This is a genomic window from Cytobacillus sp. NJ13, from assembly GCA_030348385.1.
Classification (GTDB): Bacteria; Bacillota; Bacilli; order Bacillales; family Cytobacillaceae; genus Cytobacillus.
Genome location: JAUCFP010000006.1, coordinates 4,218,169 through 4,243,358, shown reverse-complemented (window position 1 = coordinate 4,243,358; position 25,190 = coordinate 4,218,169). Strand labels below are relative to the sequence as shown.

The 25,190-nt window shown below is 42.1% G+C and carries 25 protein-coding genes and 3 riboswitches; all 25 genes read right to left on the bottom strand.

Annotated features, from left to right (window positions below; genetic code table 11):
* Positions 1-75: 75 nt before the first annotated feature.
* Positions 76-282: riboswitch (Lysine riboswitch) on the bottom strand.
* A 65-nt stretch (positions 283-347) separates the two neighbouring features.
* The 25 genes from yunB to QUF73_20900 all read right to left on the bottom strand — a co-directional run bounded on the left by yunB (position 348) and on the right by QUF73_20900 (position 25,082).
* The gene (yunB, locus tag QUF73_21020; protein ID MDM5228608.1) at positions 348-1,094 is read right to left on the bottom strand and encodes a sporulation protein YunB; all 747 of its coding nucleotides are present in this window, start codon (positions 1,092-1,094) and stop codon (positions 348-350) included.
* Positions 1,095-1,165: 71 nt separating this feature from the next.
* Positions 1,166-2,260, bottom strand: coding sequence for an HD-GYP domain-containing protein (locus tag QUF73_21015; protein ID MDM5228607.1), 1,095 nt, complete (start codon positions 2,258-2,260; stop codon positions 1,166-1,168).
* Positions 2,261-2,618: 358 nt separating this feature from the next.
* Complete coding sequence (locus QUF73_21010; protein MDM5228606.1) at positions 2,619-2,921, bottom strand: DUF1805 domain-containing protein; 303 nt, start codon at positions 2,919-2,921, stop codon at positions 2,619-2,621.
* A gap of 114 nt (positions 2,922-3,035) precedes the next feature.
* A complete protein-coding gene (locus QUF73_21005) occupies positions 3,036-3,881 on the bottom strand; it encodes a DUF72 domain-containing protein (GenBank protein ID MDM5228605.1) in 846 nt (281 codons plus the stop codon).
* 202 nt (positions 3,882-4,083) lie between these two features.
* On the bottom strand, positions 4,084-5,481 hold the full coding sequence (gene sufB, locus QUF73_21000) for a Fe-S cluster assembly protein SufB (GenBank protein MDM5228604.1): 1,398 nt from the start codon (positions 5,479-5,481) through the stop codon (positions 4,084-4,086).
* 107 nt (positions 5,482-5,588) lie between these two features.
* On the bottom strand, positions 5,589-6,038 hold the full coding sequence (locus QUF73_20995; protein ID MDM5228603.1) for an SUF system NifU family Fe-S cluster assembly protein: 450 nt from the start codon (positions 6,036-6,038) through the stop codon (positions 5,589-5,591).
* Positions 6,028-7,257: a cysteine desulfurase gene (locus QUF73_20990; GenBank protein ID MDM5228602.1), complete on the bottom strand. Its 1,230-nt coding sequence runs from the start codon at positions 7,255-7,257 to the stop codon at positions 6,028-6,030. The genes QUF73_20995 and QUF73_20990 overlap by 11 nt, the downstream gene beginning before the upstream one ends.
* Positions 7,257-8,567 (bottom strand): Fe-S cluster assembly protein SufD, encoded by a 1,311-nt coding sequence (gene sufD, locus QUF73_20985; GenBank protein MDM5228601.1) that lies wholly within the window; start codon positions 8,565-8,567, stop codon positions 7,257-7,259. The genes QUF73_20990 and sufD overlap by 1 nt, the downstream gene beginning before the upstream one ends.
* A 17-nt stretch (positions 8,568-8,584) precedes the next feature.
* Positions 8,585-9,370: a Fe-S cluster assembly ATPase SufC gene (gene sufC, locus QUF73_20980; protein ID MDM5228600.1), complete on the bottom strand. Its 786-nt coding sequence runs from the start codon at positions 9,368-9,370 to the stop codon at positions 8,585-8,587.
* A 337-nt stretch (positions 9,371-9,707) separates the two neighbouring features.
* On the bottom strand, positions 9,708-9,860 hold the full coding sequence (locus QUF73_20975) for a hypothetical protein (protein MDM5228599.1): 153 nt from the start codon (positions 9,858-9,860) through the stop codon (positions 9,708-9,710).
* A 291-nt stretch (positions 9,861-10,151) separates the two neighbouring features.
* Positions 10,152-10,523: a carboxymuconolactone decarboxylase family protein gene (locus QUF73_20970; GenBank protein ID MDM5228598.1), complete on the bottom strand. Its 372-nt coding sequence runs from the start codon at positions 10,521-10,523 to the stop codon at positions 10,152-10,154.
* 133 nt (positions 10,524-10,656) lie between these two features.
* Positions 10,657-11,502 carry a MetQ/NlpA family ABC transporter substrate-binding protein gene (locus tag QUF73_20965; GenBank protein MDM5228597.1) on the bottom strand — a complete coding sequence of 282 codons (846 nt, stop codon included), beginning with the start codon at positions 11,500-11,502 and terminating at the stop codon, positions 10,657-10,659.
* 12 nt (positions 11,503-11,514) lie between these two features.
* On the bottom strand, positions 11,515-12,183 hold the full coding sequence (locus QUF73_20960; protein MDM5228596.1) for a methionine ABC transporter permease: 669 nt from the start codon (positions 12,181-12,183) through the stop codon (positions 11,515-11,517).
* Complete coding sequence (locus QUF73_20955) at positions 12,176-13,201, bottom strand: methionine ABC transporter ATP-binding protein (protein MDM5228595.1); 1,026 nt, start codon at positions 13,199-13,201, stop codon at positions 12,176-12,178. Before QUF73_20955 ends, QUF73_20960 begins: the two co-directional genes overlap by 8 nt.
* Positions 13,202-13,355: 154 nt before the next feature.
* Positions 13,356-13,459, bottom strand: a riboswitch (SAM riboswitch).
* A 140-nt stretch (positions 13,460-13,599) separates the two neighbouring features.
* Positions 13,600-14,916 carry an O-acetylhomoserine aminocarboxypropyltransferase/cysteine synthase gene (locus QUF73_20950; GenBank protein ID MDM5228594.1) on the bottom strand — a complete coding sequence of 439 codons (1,317 nt, stop codon included), beginning with the start codon at positions 14,914-14,916 and terminating at the stop codon, positions 13,600-13,602.
* A gap of 152 nt (positions 14,917-15,068) precedes the next feature.
* Positions 15,069-15,170: riboswitch (SAM riboswitch) on the bottom strand.
* Positions 15,171-15,221: 51 nt separating this feature from the next.
* A complete protein-coding gene (locus tag QUF73_20945; protein MDM5228593.1) occupies positions 15,222-15,560 on the bottom strand; it encodes a hypothetical protein in 339 nt (112 codons plus the stop codon).
* Positions 15,561-15,782: 222 nt separating this feature from the next.
* On the bottom strand, positions 15,783-17,054 hold the full coding sequence (locus tag QUF73_20940) for an MFS transporter (protein ID MDM5228592.1): 1,272 nt from the start codon (positions 17,052-17,054) through the stop codon (positions 15,783-15,785).
* A gap of 153 nt (positions 17,055-17,207) precedes the next feature.
* Positions 17,208-17,516: a thioredoxin family protein gene (locus tag QUF73_20935; GenBank protein ID MDM5228591.1), complete on the bottom strand. Its 309-nt coding sequence runs from the start codon at positions 17,514-17,516 to the stop codon at positions 17,208-17,210.
* A 16-nt stretch (positions 17,517-17,532) separates the two neighbouring features.
* Positions 17,533-17,886, bottom strand: a complete 354-nt coding sequence (locus tag QUF73_20930; protein ID MDM5228590.1) for a toprim domain-containing protein — start codon at positions 17,884-17,886, stop codon at positions 17,533-17,535.
* Positions 17,887-18,181: 295 nt separating this feature from the next.
* On the bottom strand, positions 18,182-18,421 hold the full coding sequence (locus QUF73_20925; GenBank protein ID MDM5228589.1) for a YusG family protein: 240 nt from the start codon (positions 18,419-18,421) through the stop codon (positions 18,182-18,184).
* Between the two features lie 166 nt (positions 18,422-18,587).
* Entirely contained in the window at positions 18,588-18,971 is a 384-nt protein-coding gene (gene gcvH, locus QUF73_20920; GenBank protein MDM5228588.1) for a glycine cleavage system protein GcvH, read from the bottom strand.
* 88 nt (positions 18,972-19,059) lie between these two features.
* The gene (locus QUF73_20915; GenBank protein ID MDM5228587.1) at positions 19,060-19,419 is read right to left on the bottom strand and encodes an arsenate reductase family protein; all 360 of its coding nucleotides are present in this window, start codon (positions 19,417-19,419) and stop codon (positions 19,060-19,062) included.
* A gap of 212 nt (positions 19,420-19,631) precedes the next feature.
* A complete protein-coding gene (locus QUF73_20910) occupies positions 19,632-21,416 on the bottom strand; it encodes an acyl-CoA dehydrogenase family protein (protein MDM5228586.1) in 1,785 nt (594 codons plus the stop codon).
* A 68-nt stretch (positions 21,417-21,484) separates the two neighbouring features.
* Positions 21,485-22,660 (bottom strand): acetyl-CoA C-acetyltransferase, encoded by a 1,176-nt coding sequence (locus QUF73_20905; GenBank protein ID MDM5228585.1) that lies wholly within the window; start codon positions 22,658-22,660, stop codon positions 21,485-21,487.
* Between the two features lie 40 nt (positions 22,661-22,700).
* Entirely contained in the window at positions 22,701-25,082 is a 2,382-nt protein-coding gene (locus QUF73_20900) for a 3-hydroxyacyl-CoA dehydrogenase NAD-binding domain-containing protein (protein ID MDM5228584.1), read from the bottom strand.
* Positions 25,083-25,190 lie beyond the last annotated feature (108 nt).

Genomic DNA, 25,190 nt, shown 5'->3' with positions numbered 1-25,190 from the left:
AGAGTCAAAATAAAAAAAGAGTAACGATAGAGAAAAATCTATCATTACTCTTTTGAAGTAATTAGTTTCTCCATCACGATCTGTAGCTCCCCATTATGAAGGCTTTGACAAAGTATATTCATACTTTCCCCTCATAATGACAGTGTTACTCCTATTCGAAGTAACCCCAGCAAGATTAGTTCTGACTCACTAATCATGCTTCGGCAACATTCCCTTTCGGCTGCGGTCTTTGTTGTCATCCTCACACAGCGTACTCTTGAATTTTGCGCCTCTACCCCATCGGATATGATAAGGTTTTTATGAAATTATATTGACATTTTATCAAAATACTAATCTATTTGCAAGTGTTATTGGCCGGCAGGTACTTCTATTGAAGGTGAGGTGCCGCCTCCGCCATTGTAAAATTGCGGGACCTTTCCCGGGTAAATGCCATAAGCTGCAAGTACATCCTCCTGTACAGTGATAATTTTGGTGGCAAAAGGAATAATGATTTGAACCTGCACATCCAGACGGACCAGTACCTTTACTTCAACATTATTAATGCCGTGATCCTTTGTTTCAGTAATAAAATTGGAGGTAACAGAGCCCACTGCATTAAATTTTACCGGTATACGGGGACCCAGGTTTCCGAGAAGCGCATTTTTGGTTGCCTGGCCAAGAGGAACGTAGTAAACTATTCCATTTGTATGCTGCATTTGTTCCGTATTGATTTCCACGTCTGTAAAGGACTCCAATGCATCCAAATCGCCCTTTTCTGCTTTCTTAATATTATCCTGAACCAATTCGGTTACTTCGGCTTTGACTCTGTTCAGCTTTTCCACGTTTATGCTGACAACACCGCTCTCGCTTGCTTCAAACATATCTTCCAAATCCATCACATTGGTAATTTTTTTATTAATCGCATTGTTTATCACCAATGATGCGATTTTCCTTGTCTGTGAATCGGCATAGCTCATGAGTGTGGGCTTAAGCCCTTCATTGATAATCCATAGGCCGGCAGCTGTTGAGATGACGAAAAATATAAAGGTCAATAGAAACACATAGCGAAATGGCAAAGGACCTTTCCGGGGCAGCCGGCCGCGAAATTTTCCCAAAACAAATCCCCCCTTTACAAGCTATATGTATGCTGTAAAGGAGGGAACTAGGCTCAAAAATCCAAAATAGTTTATTGTTGTACAAAAGTCGTATCGCAGCCTATAATGACAGAATTCAATTCAATCCTCAAATCTGCTTCATACGGCTCCACATTCCTGCCTTTTTCTTCAAGTATGCGGATGACAGGCCTATCACTCAGACCCGTGTTCTGCCGGCAGACAACGCCTTTCCTGCCATCATTCAGCTCGACTGTAACACCCACAGGATATACCGCGACCGCTTGACGAAAAACTTCGATTATCCTCTTATCAAATAACTTTTCTGCCCCTGCATACAAAATCTCCAGGCCTTCATGCGGGAGCATAGCCTGTCTGTAAATGCGATTAGATGTTACTGCATCAAACACATCGGCAATCGCAATAATCTTGCCGAAATCATGTATGTCGTCTCCCTCAAGGCCGCGCGGGTAGCCTGAACCATTCAAACGCTCATGATGCTGAAAGGCACAATGTGCAACAAGGAGCGGAATCGTCTCTACTTTTCTTAATATATTAAATCCATCTTCAGGATGCTTCTTTATTGATTCAAATTCTTCCGCTGTCAATTTACCCGGTTTCAAAAGAATATCTGATGGCACCTTCATTTTTCCTACATCATGGAGAATAGCACCCAGCCCCAGGATTTCAAGTTCCTTTGGCAGGAGCTGAAGCTTCATTCCGATTGCCAGAGAATAAAGGGTTACATTCAGGGAGTGTGTGAAAATATAGTGGTCATATGTATATACATCTGATAGGATCGTAAGCAGCTCTCTATTTCCCCTTATTTCACCGATTAGCTGACGAATTAGCCCTGATAGCCGTTTAGAGGCTTTCTCAATCGCTAAAGAGCCTGATAAATCCTTATTTGCTTCTACTTCCTTCAAAACCGATTCTATAGTTTCGATGGCCTTCTTGCGCATTTTGGCAGTCAGAGGGTCCTTATATTGGATATCCTCAGTGCGCCAATCCCTGATATACACATAAGTAATACCCATTTCCTGCAATTTATATATCAATTTATCAGCCAGCTCCACACCTTCATGCAAAAGGACCTGACCCTTGTCATTATATATAGCCTTGGCCAAAACGCTGCCAGTCTCAATTGTATTGGTTGCTGCTAATCTCATATGTATCTCCCATATCCTTTTTTCAGTGCTACTTTTTATTTCGGGTATAATTTGGTTTTATTTACATTATACGACAAAATTATGACATTGGCCGAAGTTCTGAAATTTTTTATAAAAATTGATTCTTATGCCGTTTTTTTAAGGTTAACATTAGGATACTGGTCTTCATTCCGGGGTGCTTTTTTCCTTAATTATGTATTTTATGTGCGGATAACTATCTTTTATATGCGGATAAAAAAATTTATATGCGGATAGCCGTTTTTTATATGCGGATAGAAAAATTTATGTGCGGATAAACCGTTTTAATTTCCAGATAAGAAAGTTTATGTAAAAAAGACAGCCCTATCAAGGCATGCCTTTAGATCATTTTAAGTAGAGCTTCTCTTCCTATCGTCCCTTTAACAATGCCCAGTTCCTCTGCCTCATATGTGACAGATTCAAGGGGGGCATTTAACAGCTGCTCTATGGTTTTTACGCCGACCGCCCTGCCGGCGATTACTTTGCGGTCCTTAAGCTTCTCATTCAGCAAAGCTACATCAAGGGCGCCGCACATGATATACCCTTTATCATTCGTTACAACCAGCAAATTGGTCTTCGGCAATTGCACCGATACACTCAAAAAAGTATGGCCATCTATATCAATCGGTTTTAAATCAATCATACTTGCCGCCACTCCTTTCCCTTTCCCTTACACAATATGTGCGGACAAGGAAAAGGGTGAAAGTGCCAGGCACCTATACCAGTTAGCTGAAGTGGTATAGGTGCCTGGCACCGCTTAAAATAAATCAAGCTGTCTGGGAGCGAGCTGCTGGTACTCAATATCAAGCAGGCCGATCATTTGTTTAGCGTTGTCTGCCGCATCACCGCCAGAGTTATTATTGAAGACGACGAATACATTTTTACAATTTTTCTCAAGTTGTTTTAGATGTTCTGCCCATTCAGCCAGTTCTTTTTCGTTATAGCGGTAAAGATAGCGGACCTCGCGCCAGTTGTCTCCATTCTTCTTCTGCCAGCCATGAAAATTTCGGCCATGAAAACGAACAAGCACCTTATCAGGACTGGTTGTTTCCAGGACAGTTGGAACTGAACCCTCACCGGCTTGCGGTTCGTCACAGATGCTGTGAATCCAGCCTTCTTCTCTCATAAACCTTAATGTGCTTTCCTTAAACTCCGGCCGAAACCATGATTGATGCCTGAACTCAAGGGCACATGGGATTTCCCCCATCTGCTCTTTGCACCAGCGAAGATAGTCGACATTGGCTTTTTTGCAGTCAAACCATGGCGGGAATTGAAACAGCACCATAGCCAGTTTGCTGGATTGGATATAAGGCTCCAATGAGTCTTTGAAAGCTTCAAACATTTCTTCTTTGCTTTCAAAGGGGATTTCGCCTCTCTGATGGCTGGTCATGCCCTGGTAGGCTTTTACTATGAATTGAAAAGATTCAGGCGTGTCCTTTACCCATTTTGAAGAGTTGCGTTTTGGCTGCACCGCATAAAAAGCAGAGTCCACCTCCACAGTCGGAAAATGGCCGGCGTACTCCTTTAATTTATCTCTCGGCGATATATTGCCTGAATAAAGGCTATCATGGTCGCCCCAGCCTGTTACGCCTATGATAATCATTGAAACACCTCCATTTTTTTTGCCATAAGTATTTATGAATACTAATTCCAAAACCGCATTGGCCTTTCGCAAAGGGTTATATCTTCACTTTAGCAATTAAATCATTCATTTTCCAAAATATTATCAGTTTTTGCCCAGCAGCCTCTTACCATTTAAAAACCCGCTTACCATGGCTGGTAAACGGGTTATCATAAAATATCTATTAACCGATGGAACCTTCCATCTCGAATTTGATCAGGCGGTTCATCTCTACTGCGTATTCCATTGGAAGTTCTTTCGTAAATGGCTCGATGAAGCCCATTACGATCATTTCTGTTGCTTCTTCCTCTGAAATTCCACGGCTCATTAGATAGAATAGCTGTTCTTCTGATACTTTTGAAACCTTCGCTTCATGCTCAAGAGAGATGTTGTCGTTCAGGATTTCATTGTAAGGAATTGTATCGGAAGTTGACTGGTTATCCATGATTAACGTATCGCATTCGATGTTGGCACGTGCACCTTCAGCTTTGCGGCCGAAGTGAACGATTCCGCGGTATGTTACTTTACCGCCCTGCTTGGAAATCGACTTCGATACAATCGTCGAAGAAGTGTTTGGTGCAAGGTGAATCATTTTCGCACCTGCATCCTGGTGCTGTCCTTTACCAGCTAATGCAATGGACAGAGTCATGCCGCGTGCGCCTTCTCCTTTAAGAATAACTGCCGGATATTTCATTGTCAGTTTTGAACCAATGTTTCCGTCAATCCATTCCATTGTTGCGTTTGATTCACAAACCGCACGCTTCGTAACCAGGTTAAATACGTTGTTTGCCCAGTTCTGAATGGTTGTATAACGGCAGTATGCGTCTTTTTTGATGATGATTTCAACAACCGCACTGTGAAGTGAGTTTGTTGTGTAAACTGGTGCAGTACAGCCCTCTACATAGTGTACATGTGCGCCTTCATCAACAATGATTAATGTACGCTCAAACTGCCCCATATTCTCAGAGTTAATGCGGAAATATGCCTGCAATGGCGTATCAACCTTAATCCCTTTAGGAACATAAATGAACGATCCGCCAGACCAAACCGCTGAGTTTAATGCAGCGAACTTGTTGTCTGTTGGAGGGATAACCTTCGCCCAGTGCTCACGGAAAATATCTTCATTTTCGCGAAGAGCGGAATCGGTATCTTTGAACACAATTCCTTTCGCTTCAAGGTCTTCCTGCATGTTATGATAAACAACCTCTGATTCATACTGTGCAGAAACACCAGCAAGATACTTCTGCTCTGCTTCAGGAATACCCAATTTATCAAATGTCTGTTTAATTTCTTCAGGAACTTCATCCCAAGAGCGTTCAGTTTTTTCAGAAGGCTTTACATAATACGTAATTTCATCAAAGTTTAATGACGCTAAATCTCCGCCCCATTGCGGCATAGGCATGTTATAGAAATGCTCCAATGATTTTAAACGGAAGTCAAGCATCCATTGTGGCTCTTCCTTCAATTTTGAAATCTCTTCAACAATTTCTTTTGTCAAACCGCGTTTTGATCGGAAAATGGAAACGTCTTTATCGGCAAAACCATACTTGTAATCGCCGATCTCAGGCATTTTTTTTGCCATCGTCGTATTCCTCCATTCATATGAGAAAGGGTCTTCACACCCCATCATTTCATTATATTTTAGCACACAAGGCAGATGAAAATATCTTAATCAAACGTTTGATTGATTTATTCCTGTTCTTCTTTCTCCGTGCTAACGCCTTTTTCCATTGCTTTCCATGCCAATGTAGCACATTTGATTCTGGCAGGGAATTGAGAAACTCCCTGGAGAGCTTCAATATCGCCAAGATCCAGATCGTCTTCATCATATTCTTTTCCCAGCATCATGTCTGAGAAAACTTTGGAAAGCTTTAATGCTTCTTCAATATTTTTGCCCTTGATGGCTTGAGTCATCATGGAAGCCGAGGACATGGAAATGGAACATCCTTCGCCTTCAAACTTCGCATCTGCCACTTTGCCATCTTCAAGCTTCAGCGTCAGTTGAATCCGGTCTCCGCAAGTAGGGTTATTCATATTGATCGTCAGGCTGTCATCTTCAAGTACCCCTTTGTTACGAGGGTTTTTATAATGATCCATTATAACCTGGCGGTAAAGGGTATCTAAATTTTTAGAAGACATCGCTGAAATACTCCTTTGTTTTGACAAGCCCTGAAACAAGCTTATCAATATCTTCTTCCGTATTGTACAGATAGAAGCTTGCACGTGCAGTTGCCGATACCTTGAGCCATTTCATCAGCGGCTGTGCACAATGGTGGCCGGCACGGACTGCAATTCCTTCTGCATCCAATACAGTAGCCACATCATGTGGATGAACATCGTCTATATTAAAAGTAACAAGACCAGCGCGTTTCGACGCTTCTTTCGGCCCATATATGGTCATTCCGTCTATAGCAGACATTTTTTCCATAGCATAAGCGGCCAGCTTGTGCTCGTAAGCCTCAATTGCGTCCAGGCCAATCTGTTCAAGAAAATCAATTGCAGCACCTAATCCAATGGCACCTGCAATAATTGGCGTGCCGCCTTCGAATTTCCACGGAAGTTCCTTCCAAGTTGATTCATACAGGCCGACAAAATCGATCATTTCTCCGCCAAACTCAACCGGCTCCATTTTTTCAAGGTGCTTTTTCTTTCCGTACAGAACACCAATGCCGGTAGGACCGCACATCTTATGGCCGGAAAAAGCAAGAAAATCACAATCCAGGTCCTGAACATCAATCTTCATATGGGGAGCACTTTGTGCACCATCCACAACCATGATTGCACCATTCTCATGGGCAATTTTTGCAATTTCCTTAATCGGGTTCATAACACCAAGTACATTTGATACCTGCATGATGGATACGATTTTCGTATCACCTGTTACGGTTTCCCTGACATCCTCAAGAGAAATAGTTCCGTCTTCCTGCAGAGGGAGGTATTTTAAAGTGGCACCCGTTTGTTTTGCCACCTGCTGCCAGGGAATGATATTGCTGTGATGCTCCATGTAGGAAATAACAATTTCATCGCCTTCAGACAGGTTAACGCGCCCGTAGCTTGCTGCAACTGTATTGATGGAAGTTGTTGTTCCTCTTGTAAAAATAACTTCCTCAGTCGATTTTGCATTAATGAATTTACGTACCTTTTCCCTGGCACCCTCATAGCCATCCGTTGCTCTAGTGCCTAGTGTATGGACACCTCTATGAACATTCGAATTATATTCCCGATAGTATTTATCAAGCGCTTCAATTACCGGAACAGGTTTTTGGGAAGTAGCGGCACTGTCCAGATAAACAAGGGGCTTTCCATTGACTTCCTGGTTCAGGATGGGAAACATTTGCCGAATCTCACGGGCATTCATTATTTTACTTTCCTTTCAATAACGGCAGTCAGCTGCTTTTTAACCCCTTCGATAGGTAGAGCATTTACAACAGGCGCTAAGAAGCCGTGAATAACAAGACGCTCAGCCTCTTTTTGCGAAATGCCGCGGCTCATTAAATAGTAAAGCTGCAATGGATCTACACGGCCAACTGAAGCAGCGTGTCCTGCAGTTACATCATCTTCATCGATTAGCAGAATTGGGTTGGCATCCCCGCGCGCTTTTTCGCTTAGCATCAGTACGCGTGATTCCTGCTCGGCATTTGACTTAGAGGCTCCATGCTCAATTTTGCCGATTCCATTAAAGATGGATGAAGCAGAGTCTTTCATTACCCCATGCTTTAAAATGTAGCCTTCGGAGTTCTTTCCGAAGTGAACTACTTTCGTTGTAAAGTTTTGAGTCTGTTCTCCGCGTCCTACCACAACTGTTTTGGTATCACCGAAAGAACCGTCTCCAATAAGATTTGTTGTATTCTCTGAAACTGTATTGCCGTCATTCATTAGGCCAAGAGCCCATTCAATGCGGGCTGATCTGCCTGCAACACCACGGCGGTTCACATAAGCAGTTGTTCCTTTAGCAAGTGTGTCAACAGCACCATACTGAACTCTTGCATTTGCATTGGCAATTACTTCTGTCACTATATTGAAAATGCCGTTTGCTTCCTCAACTGTAGAAACATAGTTTTCTACATACGTCACAGAGCTGTTATCGTCAGCTGCAACCAATACGTGGTTGAATAAGTTGGCTTCTTTATCATCATGAATATATACAGCCTGAATAGGCGCTGAAATTTCCACGTTTTTCGGAATGTACAAGAACGCTCCGCCGTTTAAAAGAGCCGCGTGCAAAGCAGTTAAACGGTGTTCATCCGTTTTGACGCCGTCCTTCATAAAATACTTCTGAAGCAGATCGCCATGTTCTCTTGCCGCCGTAAAGATGTCTGTGAAAATAACACCTTTTTCCTGCAATTCTTTAGAAACAGCCAAATGAGTTGGTCTATTATTACGCTGAATGTATAGGTTCTGATCGCTGGCTTCTGTGTCAATCAGATTTCTGACATCCTCTGGAAGGTCGTTTAATGAAGAAAAATCTTCGCTTCCGACGATATGCTTTTCAAACTGTGTAAAGTTCCATTTATCTATTTTTGTTTTATCAGGCTTTGGCATTGGCAGGTTTTCCGCGTTTGCAAGCGCATTTAGACGGAGTTCTGTCAGCCATGCCGGCTCGCCCATATCTTTTGAAAAGGAACTAACATATTCCTTATCAAATGGTAATTTTATATCCGTTGTCATAGTGATCCCCCTAACGCTTACGCTTCTTGCCCAACTGTTTCGTCTTCAATGCCCAATTCTTTCTTAATCCAGTCATATCCTTCTGCTTCTAAGCGCTGTGCAAGCTCTGGACCGCCAGATTTTACAACGCGTCCCTGCATCATCACGTGAACATGGTCAGGAGTGATGTAGTTTAGAAGACGCTGGTAGTGTGTGATGATTAAGCAGCCAAACTCTTCGCCGCGCATTTCATTGATTCCTTTAGAAACAACTTTCAATGCATCGATATCCAAACCGGAGTCAATTTCATCAAGGATCGCCATTTTAGGTTCAAGCATCATTAATTGAAGAATTTCATTGCGCTTCTTTTCACCGCCAGAAAAGCCTTCATTTAGATAACGCTGAGCCATATCAAGATCCATTTCAAGGAATTCCATCTTGCTGTCCATTTTGCGGATGAATTTCATAAGAGAAATTTCATTGCCTTCCTCAAGGCGGCTGTTAATTGCAGAACGTAAAAAATCGGCATTTGTTACGCCGCTGATTTCACTTGGATATTGCATTGCAAGGAATAGGCCTGCGCGTGCGCGTTCGTCAACTTCCATTTCAAGAACATCTTCACCATCTAATGTGATGCTTCCCTGTGTTACTTCATATTTAGGATGGCCCATGATTGCAGAAGATAGAGTAGATTTACCCGTACCGTTCGGTCCCATAATGGCGTGGATTTCTCCGCCTTTGATTTCAAGGTTTACACCTTTTAATATTTCTTTTCCCTCAATAGCAACATGAAGGTCTTTAATTGTAAGTACTGATCCTGCCATAATATATACCTCCGTCAATAAAAGAAGATTTGTAAATTCGGCCTGCAGCCGCAAATCTCTATTCTCATTTTATTCTCATTACAATCTTATAACAAATCAAATTTCATAGCAACTCTTTAAGACCATTAACAAACTTTTCAAACAAAAATGTTTAGAAAGCCTTTAAATATAGATTTTATCATATTAATTTAATGGTATCAAAGTGTAAAATAACCGGGAACCAAGCATGTCCTATCTATTTTTTCCCGGGACTGTAATTTCATGTATTGGAAAAAAGAAAACCAGTGCATAATTGGCACTGGTTTCTATTTTCTTCATTATTATATATACCTTTAACCTAGGAATGAATTTTTCTTTCAAGATCTGCAACTAAGCGCTGGCTTTGAAGATAATCTTCTTCGCGTCTTTTTTCAACTTCCATTCGAATATCATGTTTCCGGCTGTACACTTCATATCCAACTCCATGGGCAGCTTGCATAGCTTTTTCCATTTCACTCGTGTAGTTCAGCTGTAACTGACTGATAATGAATCAATCCTTTCGATTTTTATGCTTTCGCATTTAGTTTTACATCTAAAATCTTAACACTCACCATATACCCCGCACAAAGCGGAAAAAACCTGATTTTTTTAGCAATATAAGGAATGAGAACTGCTGAAGCGCTTTCATATTCCCTATCCTTAAAATACTGGCTGAATCCTCTTGATTAATGGTTGTTTTAATAATTTTCCGAAAAATCATCATGATAAAATAAAACTCCTGCTATCGAGCAGGAGCTGATTATCAGTGACTTTGCTGATTCAATTCTGTCATGGCCTCCTGGACGAGCGTAACCGCCTGGCTCATTGCGGCACCCCCGCCAAAAGCTGCTGTAACTCCTACTGCTTCAAGAATTTCTTCTTCTGATGCACCTTGATCGATGCATCCTTTCGTATGATAAATAATACAGTATTCATCCTGAGAATATAAACTGATTCCAAGTGCAATCAGCTGCTTCTCCTTTTGGGATAAAACCCCTTCCTTAAAACAGGCTTCTGTAAAAGCATTATAATGCTGAGCTAAATCAGGCATTTTTTCAGTGAAAACACCTAATCCAACTTTATAGTCATGAAGGGCTGCTTCTATCGAGTTTGAAGGTTCATGATAATGTTCCATACGGCTCCACTCCATTTCGAAATAGTATCAAGGTTAGTATGTTGATTATTTTTCAAACTATGCGGTTGCAGAGCCAGGATATATAATGGAAAATAAAAAACAGGCGATTTTGGACGCCTGCCTTTTTTCACTATTACTCAGATACCGGTACAACGGCACCTTCATATTTTTCAAGAATGAAATCCTGAATTTCTTTAGAACGAAGCACTTCTACAAGAGCTTTAATTCCTTCTTTTTCTTCATCGCCTGTGCGGACTGCAATTACATTTACGTATGGTGAATCTTTGTCTTCAATGGCAATTGAATCTTCAAGAGGATTCAAGCCGGCATCAATTGCATAATTGGAGTTGATCAGGACTGCATCCCCTTCTCCATTATTGTATATTTGAGGAAGAAGTGATGCTTCATATTCAGTATCAAACTTTAACTTTTTAGGATTTTCTTTAATATCTTCCAGAGTTGCTTCCGTTTTTTCTACATCTTCATTTAAAGTAATAAGTCCCTCTGCTTCAAGCATGGAGAGAATACGGCCATGGTCTGCTACTGAGTTGCTCATAATGATTGATGCACCCTCAGGAAGTTCATCAAGGCTCTTATACTTTTGGGAATATACTCCGATTGGCTCAATATGAATTCCGCCTGCATTTGTAAAATCATATCCATGTTCAGCTTTCTGTGACTCAAGGTAAGGAATGTGCTGGAAATAGTTTGCATCCAGCTCCTTAGACTCAAGAGCCTGGTTTGGCAATACATAATCCTGGAATGGCACAACATCAAGTTCAAAGCCTTTTTCTTCAAGTAATGGCTTTGCCTCTTCAAGAATTTCAGCGTGAGGTACGTTGGAAGCCCCTACTGTAATTTTCGTGCTTTCTTTACTTTCTCCGCCTTCACCGGCATTGCCGTCTTTTTCCGAAGTTCCGCAAGCTGCAAGAACAAGAGCTACTGCAAGTGCAAGAGCAAGTGATAACCATTTTTTCATGTGAATCTCTCCTTAACGTTTGTCTAATTTTGTTGTTATGATATCTCCAATAAACTGGATGATAAATACGATGATTAGAATAATGACAGTCGCCATAAGCGTCACATCACTGCGGCTCCTCTGGAATCCTTCCAGGTAAGCAAGGTTTCCAAGTCCGCCAGCACCGATAACACCGGCCATGGCTGTGTAGCCAACCAGCGCGATGGCCGTAACGGTAATTCCTGAAACAAGGGCGGGCATTGATTCCGGAAGCAGAACCTTCCAGATAATCGTGCTTGTTTTTGCGCCCATCGACTTGGCCGCTTCAATTACACCTTTATCTATTTCCCTCAAGCCGATTTCAACCATACGTGCATAAAACGGGGCAGCACCAATAATTAATGCAGGCAGTGCTGCATCTTCCCCGATCATTGTTCCAAGAAGAAACTTGGTAAATGGAATCAATAACACGATCAGAATAATAAATGGAATTGAGCGGAATATATTGACGAAAGCTGAAATGATTTTATTAATTGCTGCGTTTTCCCAAATGTTACCCTTGGAAGTCAGGAAGAGCAGCAGTCCCAGAATTGCACCTAAAATAAAAGTTGCAAGAACAGAAATAGCTGTCATATATAGGGTTTCCATTGTAGCTTCCCACATGGAATCCCACTTCACATTTGGAAACCATTCGTTAAGCATTGGAAATCACCTCCACGCCCACCTGCTGAGAATGAATAAATTCAATGGCCTTTGCAACTTCCTCTGCTTCTCCATCAACATGGATAAATAAAGTACCGTAAGAACCATTCTGCGTCTGGGAAATCTTTCCTTGAAGGATATTAACGGTTACCTGGAAATTACGGATCAGGTTTGTAATCAATGGCTGTTCAACTGATTCGCCGACAAACCCTAATTGCACTACTTTTCCTTTTGGATACAAATCGACCAGGTGATCAATCGTTTCCTTAGTTTCTTCTGGCTCTGTCACCTGCTGTACAAACCGCTTTGTAATCGCAGCTTTGGGATTCCTAAACACATCCAATACTGGTCCGATTTCAACAATTCGGCCACCTTCCATAACGGCAACCCGATGGCAGATTTTACGGATAACGTGCATTTCATGAGTAATTAGGACAATGGTTAAGCCCAGACGCTCATTGATGTCAACAAGCAGCTCCAAAATGGAATCTGTAGTCTGCGGATCAAGTGCAGATGTCGCCTCATCACAAAGCAGTACTTTCGGATTGTTGGCAAGGGCTCTAGCAATTCCAACTCTTTGCTTTTGACCGCCGCTAAGCTGGGAAGGATAGGCATCTTCTCTTCCTTCAAGACCAACGAGTTTAATGAGTTCGTTTACCCTTTTCAGCCTTTCCTGCCGTGAAACACCAGCGATTTCAAGCGGAAATGCGATATTCTCCCTTACTGTTCTCGACCATAATAGGTTGAAATGCTGGAAAATCATGCTTATTTCCTGACGCGCTTTTCTTAGCTTGCTTCCCTTTATCTTTGAAACTTCATTTCCTGCAACTGTTACACTGCCATGTGTAGGAAGCTCTAACCCATTCAGCATGCGGATCAAGGTACTTTTACCTGCACCGCTATATCCGATAACTCCGAAAATTTCTCCCTCTTTCACCTCCAGGTTTACACCATCAACTGCTTTTACCTGGCCTTTTTTTGAAGAAAAAACCTTCTGTACATCTTTTATAGAAATCAACGTGAAATGTCACCTCTTTAATCGAAAGATACAGATTATAATTAATAGACTGCTCATATTCCCCTATTTTTTACTCCTTATAAGCTTTCATGCACTAAAAGCAAAAATGCCTTTCTGCACATGAGCAGAAAGGCATTAAAAAATTAAGTCCTTTCTCTCATCTGTCAAAGCTATGCTTTGAGTGAATTGGCACCATTTCAACTAATTGACGGTTGCCGGGCTTCATAGGGCACTTCCCTCCACCTCTCTTGATAAGAGCGTAACGTTCTATATTCAATTAATACTTTAAATAAATTCAGCAGTTTTTTAATTACGTTTGCTATCGTATCATAGCCATTAAAAAGGTGTCAACGATGAAATTTTAAACTTTCGGAAAAAAGTGAATGGTAAATTTTCCTTTATGCTTTTGCAGCAAGCGATGTGATGCCTGCAGCTGCTTCAATCGCCTGTTCAAGATCCTCAATCAAATCTTCCGCATTCTCGATTCCGATAGAAATCCGAATTAGATCTTCCGCCACTCCGGCAGCTTTTAAACCTTCTTCATCCAGCTGCTGGTGAGTGGTGCTTGCAGGGTGGATAATCAGGCTCTTTGCATCCCCTACATTAGCCACGTGTGCCCATAGCTGCAGGTTATTGATTAGCTTGGCTCCAGCCTCTCTTCCGCCGGATATTCCAAACACAGCCACAGCGCCTGCTCCTTTAGGCAAATATTTATCTGCCAATTCTTTGTCCGGATGGCTTTCATGACCTGGATAAAGCACCCAATTAACGGCTGGATGCGCCTCAAGATATTCTACTACTTTTTTTGTATTGGCAATGTGCTCCTTCATTCTCACATGCAAAGTCTCAAGCCCCAATGTAAACTGAAATGCGCTTTGCGCACTCATTGCAGGCCCTAAGTCTCTTAACAGCTGAACGCGTGCTTTTATAATATAAGCCGCCTCGCCAATTGCTTCGCTATAGACAATATCATGGTAGCTCGGATCCGGCTCTGTAAAGCCCGGGAACTTAGGGGAATTCCAGTCAAATTTTCCGCCGTCTACAATAATTCCTCCCATTGTTGTTCCATTGCCGAGCAGCCATTTAGTCGCAGAGTGTATAACAATGTCAGCACCATGTTCGATAGGCCTGCAAAGATAAGGTGTAGCAAAGGTGTTATCGACAATAAGCGGCACACCGTTCTCGTGAGCAATTGCTGCGACCTTTTCAATATCCAGGATTTTTAAGCTTGGGTTTCCAATCGTTTCCGCAAAGATGGCCTTTGTTTTATCTGAAATCGCGTTACGGAAATTTTCCGGATCTTTTGGATCGACCAGTTTCACTTTAATTCCATACTTGGGAAGTGTGACTGCAAACAAATTATAAGTACCGCCATATAAATTGGACGCAGCAACAATTTCATCGCCTGCTTCAGCTATGTTTAATATGGCAAGCGTAATGGCTGACTGTCCGCTTGCAAGAGCCAATGCACCAACTCCTCCTTCTAGCAAGGCCACTCTTTCCTCAAATACACTTACAGTCGGGTTATGTATCCTGCTATAAATATATCCTGGCTCTTTAAGAGCAAAGAGATCTGCAGCGTGATCTGTATTCTTGAACTGGTAAGCATTATTCTGGTAAATCGGTAACGCCCTTGCACCAGTTAGAGGGTCAGGCTTCAGTCCCCCATGCACTCCAATTGTTTCAAAACGGTAATTTTTTTGTTTGTCAGTCATTGCTTTCTCTCCTCTATAAAAATTTTAGTTTTTCTTATCGAAGAACTAAGAAAAGCGCAAGGCGCCTGGAGCTAGACAGTTATCATATTTCAAAGATAAAAATTCTGATATTATAAAAAACCCTCTTCATAAGAAGAGGGCTGTATCGTCTCTTCTTATCTATCAGAGCATCCCGCTCTGCTGGATTTAGCACCGTGTAATTAACCGGTTGCCGGGCTTCGCAGGGCCAGTCCCTCCGCCTCTCTTGATAAGAATATTCAGTTAATTTGTATTAAAATGATATTATCATACTATTAAAAAAATGGTCAAGTATTGTGATATGAAATTTTCCCTAAACAGAAAAAAGACTCGAGGAGCAATTTTTTTCTGAAGGTGGTTTCCATCATTATTTTATTTTGGGAAAGTGCATCTCTTAACTTTAACTCCCCTGAAATCAGTGACAGCACAGCTTCATCAGAGCCCAAGATCTCCACATCAAACTGGCTGGTGTGACTTGCCTTCCGGATTTCCCCATTCGAAACCATCAGAGGAATGCTTATATTTCCCGCCTTAATAAGCAAAGAGAAATTTGATTTTCTTAAAAAATATCCGAGATGCCCTTTAGCCTTTAATTCCCGGATAAATACATCAGGTAAATCCTTCACAGCCTCACCTCTTTAATGGGTCTATCATCTTTAATATTCAGTAAGGAAGATCTTCAATCCTTTATTTTTCATTCGACAAAAACAGAAAGGCAGAAGCGCCTTGCCCACCCGGCTCCTGGAGCTGGACAGTTCTCGAAGTTCAAAGTTATTAATTCTGAACGAACAGAAAGACAATGCCTGGTTATTAGGCATTGTCTTTCATTTCCCGAGAAATATGTCAGATTATACTATTTTTACAGAAGGCGATGCAGCTTTTGTCTTATTATAGCCTCTGAAAACAAAGAAAAAATAGAGAGAGCCGATCAAATATAAAGAAGCAGTAATCGTGAATACGAGTGCATATCCCCAATAATCTCCATATTTCATGACGATTCCTGTTGAAACAGGCCCCATTACAGCCCATCCCAGATTGAAAACCATCTGATTGACGGAGTTTGCCAGTCCTTTCATCGAATCATTTACCTTAGACATCATTAGAGACATTTGTATAGGATTTCCAGCATTCATTAATGCCTGCCGGAACAAAAAGCCGATCGCAGCCAGCCAAAGATTCTCTGTATAAGCAGTTAAAAGCAGAAAAGGAAGTGACAAGAGCTGCAGGATTACAACTGCTTTGACTTCCCCCACCTTCCTTACCACAACCGGGCCGATAATCATAGCAAAAGCGGTGGCAGCCTGCCCTAATGAAATAATAATGCCAATGGCTGAATTGGAAGCTTCAAAACGGTCTGCGAAGTATAAATTCAGATAAGGGATAACCAGTCCTGCTCCAATTCCTATTAGCAGCTGCGCAAAAGCAAACATGGCGATAATTTTGACGCCTTCATTTTTAGCGGTAAGGTTTTTGAGCGAAAAATCTTTTAAGCCTCTTACACCGTTTTTATCTTTGGGAGCTTCTGCAAAACGCAAGATAGGGAAAAGGCCTGCTATGAAGAAAACACTTGCAATCAAAAGGGTAATGCGGATGCTGGTGAGCTGATCCACAAATAAAGAAAATACATCCGTTAAGATGCCTCCGCTTAAGTTTCCGATTACATTTGCACCCGTCATAATGGCAAAATGGATGCTGAATAAATGAACCCTTTGGTCAGCCTTTGAATTCTCAGCCAGCCATGGTATGCCGGATACTTGCAGAAATGCTGTTGTCAGCCCTGTAAAAAAAGCAAATAAAATCAGGGGTTCCTGCATTTCAACCATACTTCTGAAAAGCATAACGACACCCGTAGCAACAGCCCCAAACAGCATCGCTCTTTTTCTGCCAATTCGGTCGCTGGCGATCCCTGCCGGCACAAGAATCAGTGCTGTGGCGAGAGCAGTCATGGATATGATTTGCCCATTAACACTTTCGGTGTAGCCGAGCTCTCTTATGTAGAAATTATAGATTACCATGAATATCCCAAAACCTATTTGTGTAAGGATATTCGCCATAAAGGCCAATTTTATATTGTGGTTATAGCCTTTAAATTGGCCAGCCCACTCCCTGTAAAATGCCATCCGGATCCCTTCCTGCATTGTGTAATTATTTCGATTCCCTAAGTATCATACTCTTTCGGAGGGGCTTTGTAAATATATTTCGAATAATGAAAAGGCGGATTTCAATGTTTTTTAAACATACAAAAAACCAGGCAGTTTTGCTCCTGGTTTTTCTCAATTGATGCTTCTGATTCTATCCAGCAAATAGGGAACTGACCGGAATGCATATAATTTTTCTTGTAAATTTCCTTCTTTAAAGATGAGGAGACAAGGTACGCTTTCCACTCCCCATTGTTCAGCCAATTGCGGCATATAATTTAAGTCCGCTTTCCCAATCTTTTGATCAGGCAGCAATTGTTCTGCAACTGTCAGCATCTTCCCAGCCATCTGACAGGTTCCGCACATAGGCGTGTACAAATAGATAAGGGCCGTTTCTTGCCCGTTAACCGCTTCCTCAATCTCCAGCTGCGACCATTCCTGCATTTTATCATCCTTACTTTTATCTGTCTAAATACTGTGTATAAACGTCAATATTAGCTCCCAGCAGCACTGTTGCCAAATGATGTTCCGGTGCTGTCGCTACTTCTCTGTACATTCTATCGATGTATAGATGCTCTGCCTCTGGAAATTCCCTTTTAAACTGTTTTCTCAGCTTTTCACCTGCTGAATCTGCATCCACCAATATATATACATCCTTATCAAACAGCGTGTCAATTAATTCATCCAGTTTGGTAATGCTTATTGTTCCATTTGTGCAGATAATCTCAACAGGTTCTCTTATAATGTTTTTAACCTTCGTTTTATCTGACTTTCCCTCGACAATAATAACTTTTTCCGGAATTCCCTCGTTCATCGTCATCACCTGAAAGGAGTTATTTTGAAACTGTTGCGTTAATGTTAAAACCCGTATTGCATTGGTTTTTATCTTAATATATTCATTATTCTCGGTTATGGTGTGAATCTCCTGCCCATATTTGAGGTTAGGACTGTGCTGATTTTACATATTAATTCCACAGCTTAGTAAAGGAAATGTTTTTGAAGAAAAATAATCATTTTATCTTCTTAAACGGCCTATTTCATTGTATGCCCGGTTATATTGCTTTAGCCTATTAAATAAACAGCGGAATCCATTCCGCTGTTTACAGTAGTCAGCACCAGCCGCCTTCGTCACAGTCTGTGTAGCGCTCTTGCGCTTTATCTGGAACGGAGACATTCTGATATATTTTTTGGTGGTCGGTTTCAAAATGATGGACCAAGTTAAAGGAAGAGCCTTCAGGAAGGATGATTTGGCCAATTTTTTCGTTTTCAAGATAAAGATCAATCCCATTATTTTTAAGCTTGCCGACAACCCGATCTGTAATATCGATTTTCTGCTGATTCAATGTCATGGGTAACCAATCCTTTCATGCATTTGGGTACCTATAGTTTTGCCCTTTCCCTTTAAAAGAAAAATAGCAATTAAAGCCAGAAACTAAAAGCAGAAGCACTTGGATCCGACTCGATTCATCCCTAAACAGCATAAAAGCCGGTTCGTATAGAACCGGCTTTTATTCATTAGTCTTCGTTTGTCATTTCTTCATATTGCTCAGCAGTCATCAAGCCTTCTACTTCGCTTAAATCTGAAGGCTCCACCACAACCATCCATGCTTTTTCATATGGTGATTCGTTCACGAATTCAGGGTTGTCGTTAAGGTCCTCATTTACTTCAACCACTTTACCGCTTAAAGGCGCATAGAGTTCAGAAACTGTTTTTACAGATTCTACGCTTCCGAATGGCTCGTTTGCACTTAGCTCATCGCCAACTTCAGGAAGCTCGACGAATACGATGTCACCAAGTTCTGATTGCGCGAAATGCGTAATCCCAATGCGTACTTTCCCATCTTCTGTTTTTACCCACTCATGCTCTTCTGAATAACGTAATTCTTTTGGTGTGCTCATTATGTATCCCTCCATATTAATATTTCAATTTATGATCAGTAAATCGATCTCATGGTTAAATATGACTTGAAAAGCTAAAATCCAGCGCTTAGGAAAGCCATGTCTTTTCATATTCCTCTTCTTTAAAGCCCACTGTTGCCTTTTCTCCATCTGTCAGCAGCGGACGCTTAATCAGCATGCCGTCTGTTGCCAAAATATCGAGCAGTTCTTCTTTCGAAGAGGTCTTCACCTTGTCCTTCAGCCCGAGCTCCCGGTATTTTTGGCCACTCGTATTAAAGAACTTCTTTAGTTCCAGTCCGCTCTTATTATATAGCGTTTCAAGTTCGCTTCGAGAAGGCGGATTGTCTGTTATATGTATTTCTTCATAGGACAGATTATGTTCATCAAGCCATTTCTTGGCCTTTCGGCATGTCCCGCATTTAGGATACCAATAAAAAGTCAACGCCATTTTTTCACCACCCATTTAACAAATTCAGGCTTATCCAAAATTGCTGCCTTTTAATTGAATAGTAACATAAATGGATGACAAAGCATAACATTGATCACCAATTTTATATTCGACAAATTTCTTTATAATCCTTCTGGCAAAAAAAAAGTTTTTTAAGGGTTATTTTGGAAAAAAGTAAAGCTCCCTTCTTGATGAAGGGAGCCTAAAAGCAATTAAACTGTAAAGCGTTCTGCGTCGATCAGTTTTTCTGATGCATCACGCTTCTTTGCTATGACGTTGATTGGGGTGTGACGGGTGAATTTGCGAAGTGCTGACACCATCATGCGCAGGGCATCGCCATTTTCTACTGCCACAAGTGTTTCTTTTGCATCCTGCTCGATTTTGTTAAATGCTTCCTGGCAAAAGATTTGGGTGTACAGAAGTTTTTGCTTGCTCTTTTCAAGTCCTGCTTTTTCAATTGCCTTTTCAGTACGGAGAACAACCGACTCCATTGCATAAGCATTTGATATAATATCCGCAATGTTTACGAGTACTTCCTGTTCTTTTTCAAGAGCTTTCCCGTACTTCTGTGCTGCTAAACCAGCTGCAAGCAAGCCGATTTTCTTAGCGTTTTTCACCAGATATTTTTCCTGTGCAAGCGGCTCGTCACCAGGCTCTTCAGGCATCATCATCATGAGCTCTTCCTGCAGCGCCTGGGCTTTCTGGAATAGCGGAAGCTCTCCTTTTAGTGCTTTGCGCAGGTACGTGCCTGGCACCAGCAGACGATTGATTTCGTTTGTTCCTTCGAAAATACGGTTAATGCGTGAATCACGGTAAGCTCTTTCAATCTCATATTCAGCCATGAATCCGTAGCCTCCATGGATCTGAACACCTTCATCTACTACGTAGTCGAGGACTTCCGTATTAAAGAATTTATTCATGGAGCACTCAATAGCATATTCAGCGATTGACTTCGCCACTTCTTTTCCATCTTTCACTTCTTCGTCCGAAAGCTTGCTCATACGGTCCTCGAATAAGCCTACAGTCCGGTATACTGCACTTTCAGCGGCATAAATCTTAGAAGCCATCGTTCCCAGCTTTTCTTTTGTCAAATTAAACTGAGAGATTGGTGTCTTAAATTGCTGGCGCTGATTGGCATATTGAACGGCAAGTTCGAATGCGCGCTTCGCTCCGCCAACTGCTCCTACACCTAACTTATAGCGGCCAATATTTAAGATATTAAATGCAATCACATGTCCCTTGCCAAATTCACCAAGAAGATTTTCCTTTGGCACCTGGGCATCTTCAAGAATTAACGTACGGGTAGAAGAGCTCTTAATTCCCATTTTCTTTTCTTCTGCCCCTACAGATACACCTGGGAACTCTCTTTCAACGATGAATGCAGAGAAGTGTTCACCGTCAATTTTTGCGTATACTACGAATACATCTGCAAAGCCTGCATTTGTTATCCATTGCTTTTCTCCGTTTAATACATAGTGCGTACCCTCAGCATTCAGCTTGGCAGTCGTTTTTGCTCCAAGAGCATCAGAACCAGAGCTTGGCTCCGTCAATGCATAAGCAGCAAGCTTTTCGCCAGTAGCCAGTGCAGGAAGGTATTTTTGCTTTTGCTCTTCATTTCCGAAAAGAACAATCGGAAGGGAACCGATTCCAACATGTGCACCATGCGATATGGAAAAGCCGCCTGCACGCGCCATTTTCTCTGCAATAAGTGCAGAACTTACTTTATCTAAAGCAAGTCCGCCGTATTCCTCTGGAACATCTGCGCCTAATAAGCCAAGGTCTCCAGCTTGCTTCAATAACTTTACGGAACGGTCAAATTCGTGGTTTTCCAGATGCTCAATTTGCGGAACAACTTCATTTACAACATAATCTTCAGTTGTCTTAGCAATCATAACCTGCTCATCTGTATAGTCTTCAGGCGTAAAAACCCGGTCATAGGAAACATCTTCGATTAAAAAGCTTCCGCCTTTGATAAGGTTTTCAGTTTTATTTGACATTTTCTTATTTCCTCCAGTCTGTTTTTGTGGAGAAAAGCCTTTGGCTTCTCTCCAAATTTCGGCTCATATTATAAAAGTTCAAATACTCCGGCTGCGCCCATTCCGCCTCCGATGCACATTGTTACAACCCCGAATTGCTGATTACGGCGCTTCATTTCATGGATTAGAGATAGGGTGAGCTTGGCACCGGAGCAGCCCAGCGGGTGTCCAAGTGCAATCGCCCCTCCATTAACATTTACTTTCTCTTCATCTAAGCCCAGATCACGGATAATTTGAATGGATTGGGACGCAAAAGCTTCATTCAATTCAAATAAACCGATATCGGATAGCTCCAGCCCTGCAAGCTTTAACGCTTTAGGAATGGCCACAACTGGACCAACACCCATGATTTCAGGAGGAACACCGCCTACTGCAAAGCTTCTGAATTTAACCATTGGCTTCAGTCCAGAAGACTCCGCCTTTTCCCGGTCCATTACCATTACGGCTGCAGCTCCATCACTTGTCTGCGATGAATTTCCAGCTGTGACACTGCCGGTTATCGAGAATGCCGGACGCAGTTTTCCGAGTGTTTCGACAGTGGAATCTGCACGGACACCTTCATCCTGGCTGAACTGGATTGTTTTTTCTGTAAGCTTATTGTCTTTTCCAACGGATCTAAACGTTACGTCTACTGGCACAATTTCATCTTCAAATTTACCTTCACGGATTGCCTGCGCAGCCCTCTGATGACTTCTGACCGCAAATGCATCCTGGTCTTCTCGTGTAATGCCATACTTCTTTGCAACTTCTTCAGCTGTATGTCCCATACCCATATAGTATTGGGGAGCTGTTTCGGCCAGTTTGGCATTCGGACGGACTACATGCCCCATCATCGGCACAAGGCTCATAGATTCCGCTCCGCCCGCAAGGATTGTATCTGCATGGCCAATCATGATTTTTTCAGCTGCATAAGCAATTGCCTGCAAGCCTGAAGAACAATAACGATTGATAGTTATCCCCGGCACTTCATGTGAAAGTCCGGCAAGGGCTCCGATATTCCTTGCCATGTTCAGCCCCTGTTCTGCTTCAGGCATGGAACAGCCGATAATTAAATCATCGATGTTTCCTTCATAATTTCCTGCACGCTTAAGGGTTTCCTTTACTACAAGTGCTCCTAAGTCATCCGGCCTGACGTTTGCAAGCGTACCTTTTTTGGCTTTTCCGACCGGTGTCCTGGCACCTGCAACTATTACCGCTTCTCTCATTATTTTCCCTCTCTTTCTCTTAATGTCTCAATCTATCACTTTAATTGCGCAACGGTTTTCCCTTTAAAAGCATGTGCTGCATCCGCTGCTGTGACTTCGGTTCAGCTACAAGGCTTAGGAATGCTTCTCTCTCCAAGTCAAGCAAATATTGCTCATCCACTTCTGTACCGTATGGCACTTTTCCGCCTGCGATTACATAAGCAAGCTTTTTCGCGATACTTAGATCATGCTCTGAGATATACCCTGAGTAGAGCATTGCCTGCGCTCCAAGAAGAAGTGTTGCATATCCAGTTTCGCCGACAACCGGCACCTTCTTCCGGACAGGAGGCTTATAGCCTTTTTTGTGCAGAGCAAGAACTGCCTGCTTTGCATCATAAAGGAGATGGTCCCCATTCATACTGATGCCATCTGCCAGGTTCAGGAAGTTATTATCCCTAGCTTCCTCGCCTGATGTTGAAACCTTTGCCATTGCAATCGATTCAAACACTTTATTGGCAACCTTTTGAAGGTCAAATTCCACACCATTTGGCATATTTTCAAGATGCTTAATGTAGAGCTCCTTGTTTCCGCTTCCTCCTGGGATCAGGCCTACCCCCACTTCAACAAGTCCCATATATGTTTCGCTCGATGCCTGAATATGTGCTGCCGGCAGACAAACCTCAGCCCCGCCGCCAAGCGTCATGCCAAATGGAGCAGCAACAACCGGTTTCGCACTGTACTTAATTTTCATCATGGCATTCTGGAACTGACGGACTACCATATCCAGTTCATATATATTGTCATCCTGCGCTTCCATGAGGATCATTCCGAGGTTGGCGCCTACACAGAAATTTTTGCCCTGATTCCCGATAACAAGTCCTTTGTAGTTCTTCTCCACTTCATCCACTGCAAAGTTGATCATTTGGATAATATCCAGTCCAATGGCATTGCTTTGTGAATGGAATTCAAGCAGTGCAACATCATCGCCTAAATCAATTAAGCTTGCACCGGTATTCTTTTTAATAACACCTTTTTGTTTCTTAAGATGTTTCAAATTGATTGCTTTAGGGTTTTCCTCGATTAATTTGTACTCGCCATTGTGATAGAAATATTGCTTGCCTTCCTCTTCTTTATAGAAAGAACCAAAGCCTTTTTCCTGCATATCTTTTACCCATGCCGGCACTTCCTCACCTGCATCTTCCATCTTCTGAACAGATTTCTCTACACCAATGGCATCCCAGGTTTCAAATGGCCCCAATTCCCAGCCAAAGCCCCATTTCATCGCTTTGTCTATTGCTGTTACATCATCAGCTATTTCGCCGAGTAATTGAGCCGAGTAAAGAAGAGCCGGACTCAGGATGTTCCATAATAATTGGCCTGCACGGTCGTCTGAATATACAAGCGCTTTCAATTTTCCAGGAATGCCTTTTTCCTGCTTGCTCAATTCCGTCGAAGCTGTCTTAAGCTTTTTGCGTGGATCGTATACGAGAGATTCAGGATTCAGCTCAAGAATCTCTTTTCCCTTTTTCAGGAAAAACCCTTGCCCTGACTTGCTTCCAAGCCAGCCTTTTTCCTGCATCACTTTCATAAAGCCCGGAACTTCAAATACTTCCTTTTCTTTCCCGTCCACCTGGTCATAAACATTGTTTGCCACGTGTATAAATGTATCAAGCCCTACTACATCAAGTGTTCTGAATGTAGCACTTTTCGGCCGGCCAATCAGCGGACCAGTTATGGAATCTACTTCACCGATACTGTACCCGCCCTTTAGCATCTCCTGCACTGTAACCAGCAGGCCATAAGTGCCGATCCGGTTGGCGATAAAGTTTGGTGTATCTTTAGCTTCAACTACTCCTTTTCCCAGTACATCTTCTCCAAATTGCTTCATAAATGACAGCACTTCAGAAGAAGTGTTTTTAGTAGGTATGACCTCAAGAAGCTTTAAGTAGCGAGGAGGATTAAAGAAATGTGTTCCAAGAAAGTGTTTTTGGAAATCTTCCGAGCGCCCTTCTGACATTGCTTCTACAGATATTCCAGACGTATTGGAGCTGACGATGCTTCCAGGCTTGCGGGATTGGTCCACTTTTTCAAAAACCTGCTTCTTTATGGCGAGGTTCTCCACAACAACTTCAATAATCCAATCGACATCCTTTAGACGCTCCATGTCATCTTCAAAGTTTCCTGCCTCAACTAACGCGATATTCTTTTTGGAAGTAAATGGAGCCGGTTTTTGCTTTAATAATTTTTGGCGGTTTCCTTCACTGATTCGATTGCGGACTGCTTTATCTTCAAGAGTAAGGCCCTTTGCCTTTTCAGCATCCGTTAATTCGCGAGGCGCGATATCCAGTAATAATGTCGGGATTCCGATATTGGCCAGATGGGCTGCGATCCCTGAACCCATGACTCCGGAGCCTAAAACTGCCGCCTTCTTTATTTGTTGAATCAACTTTATTTCCCCCTTTAACTTTTTGAATGAATACTCATTCATTTTATTCTCAAAAAAAATATGCTTCTCTTCTGAATGAGTTCTGTTAGTTATTACTATAAAATA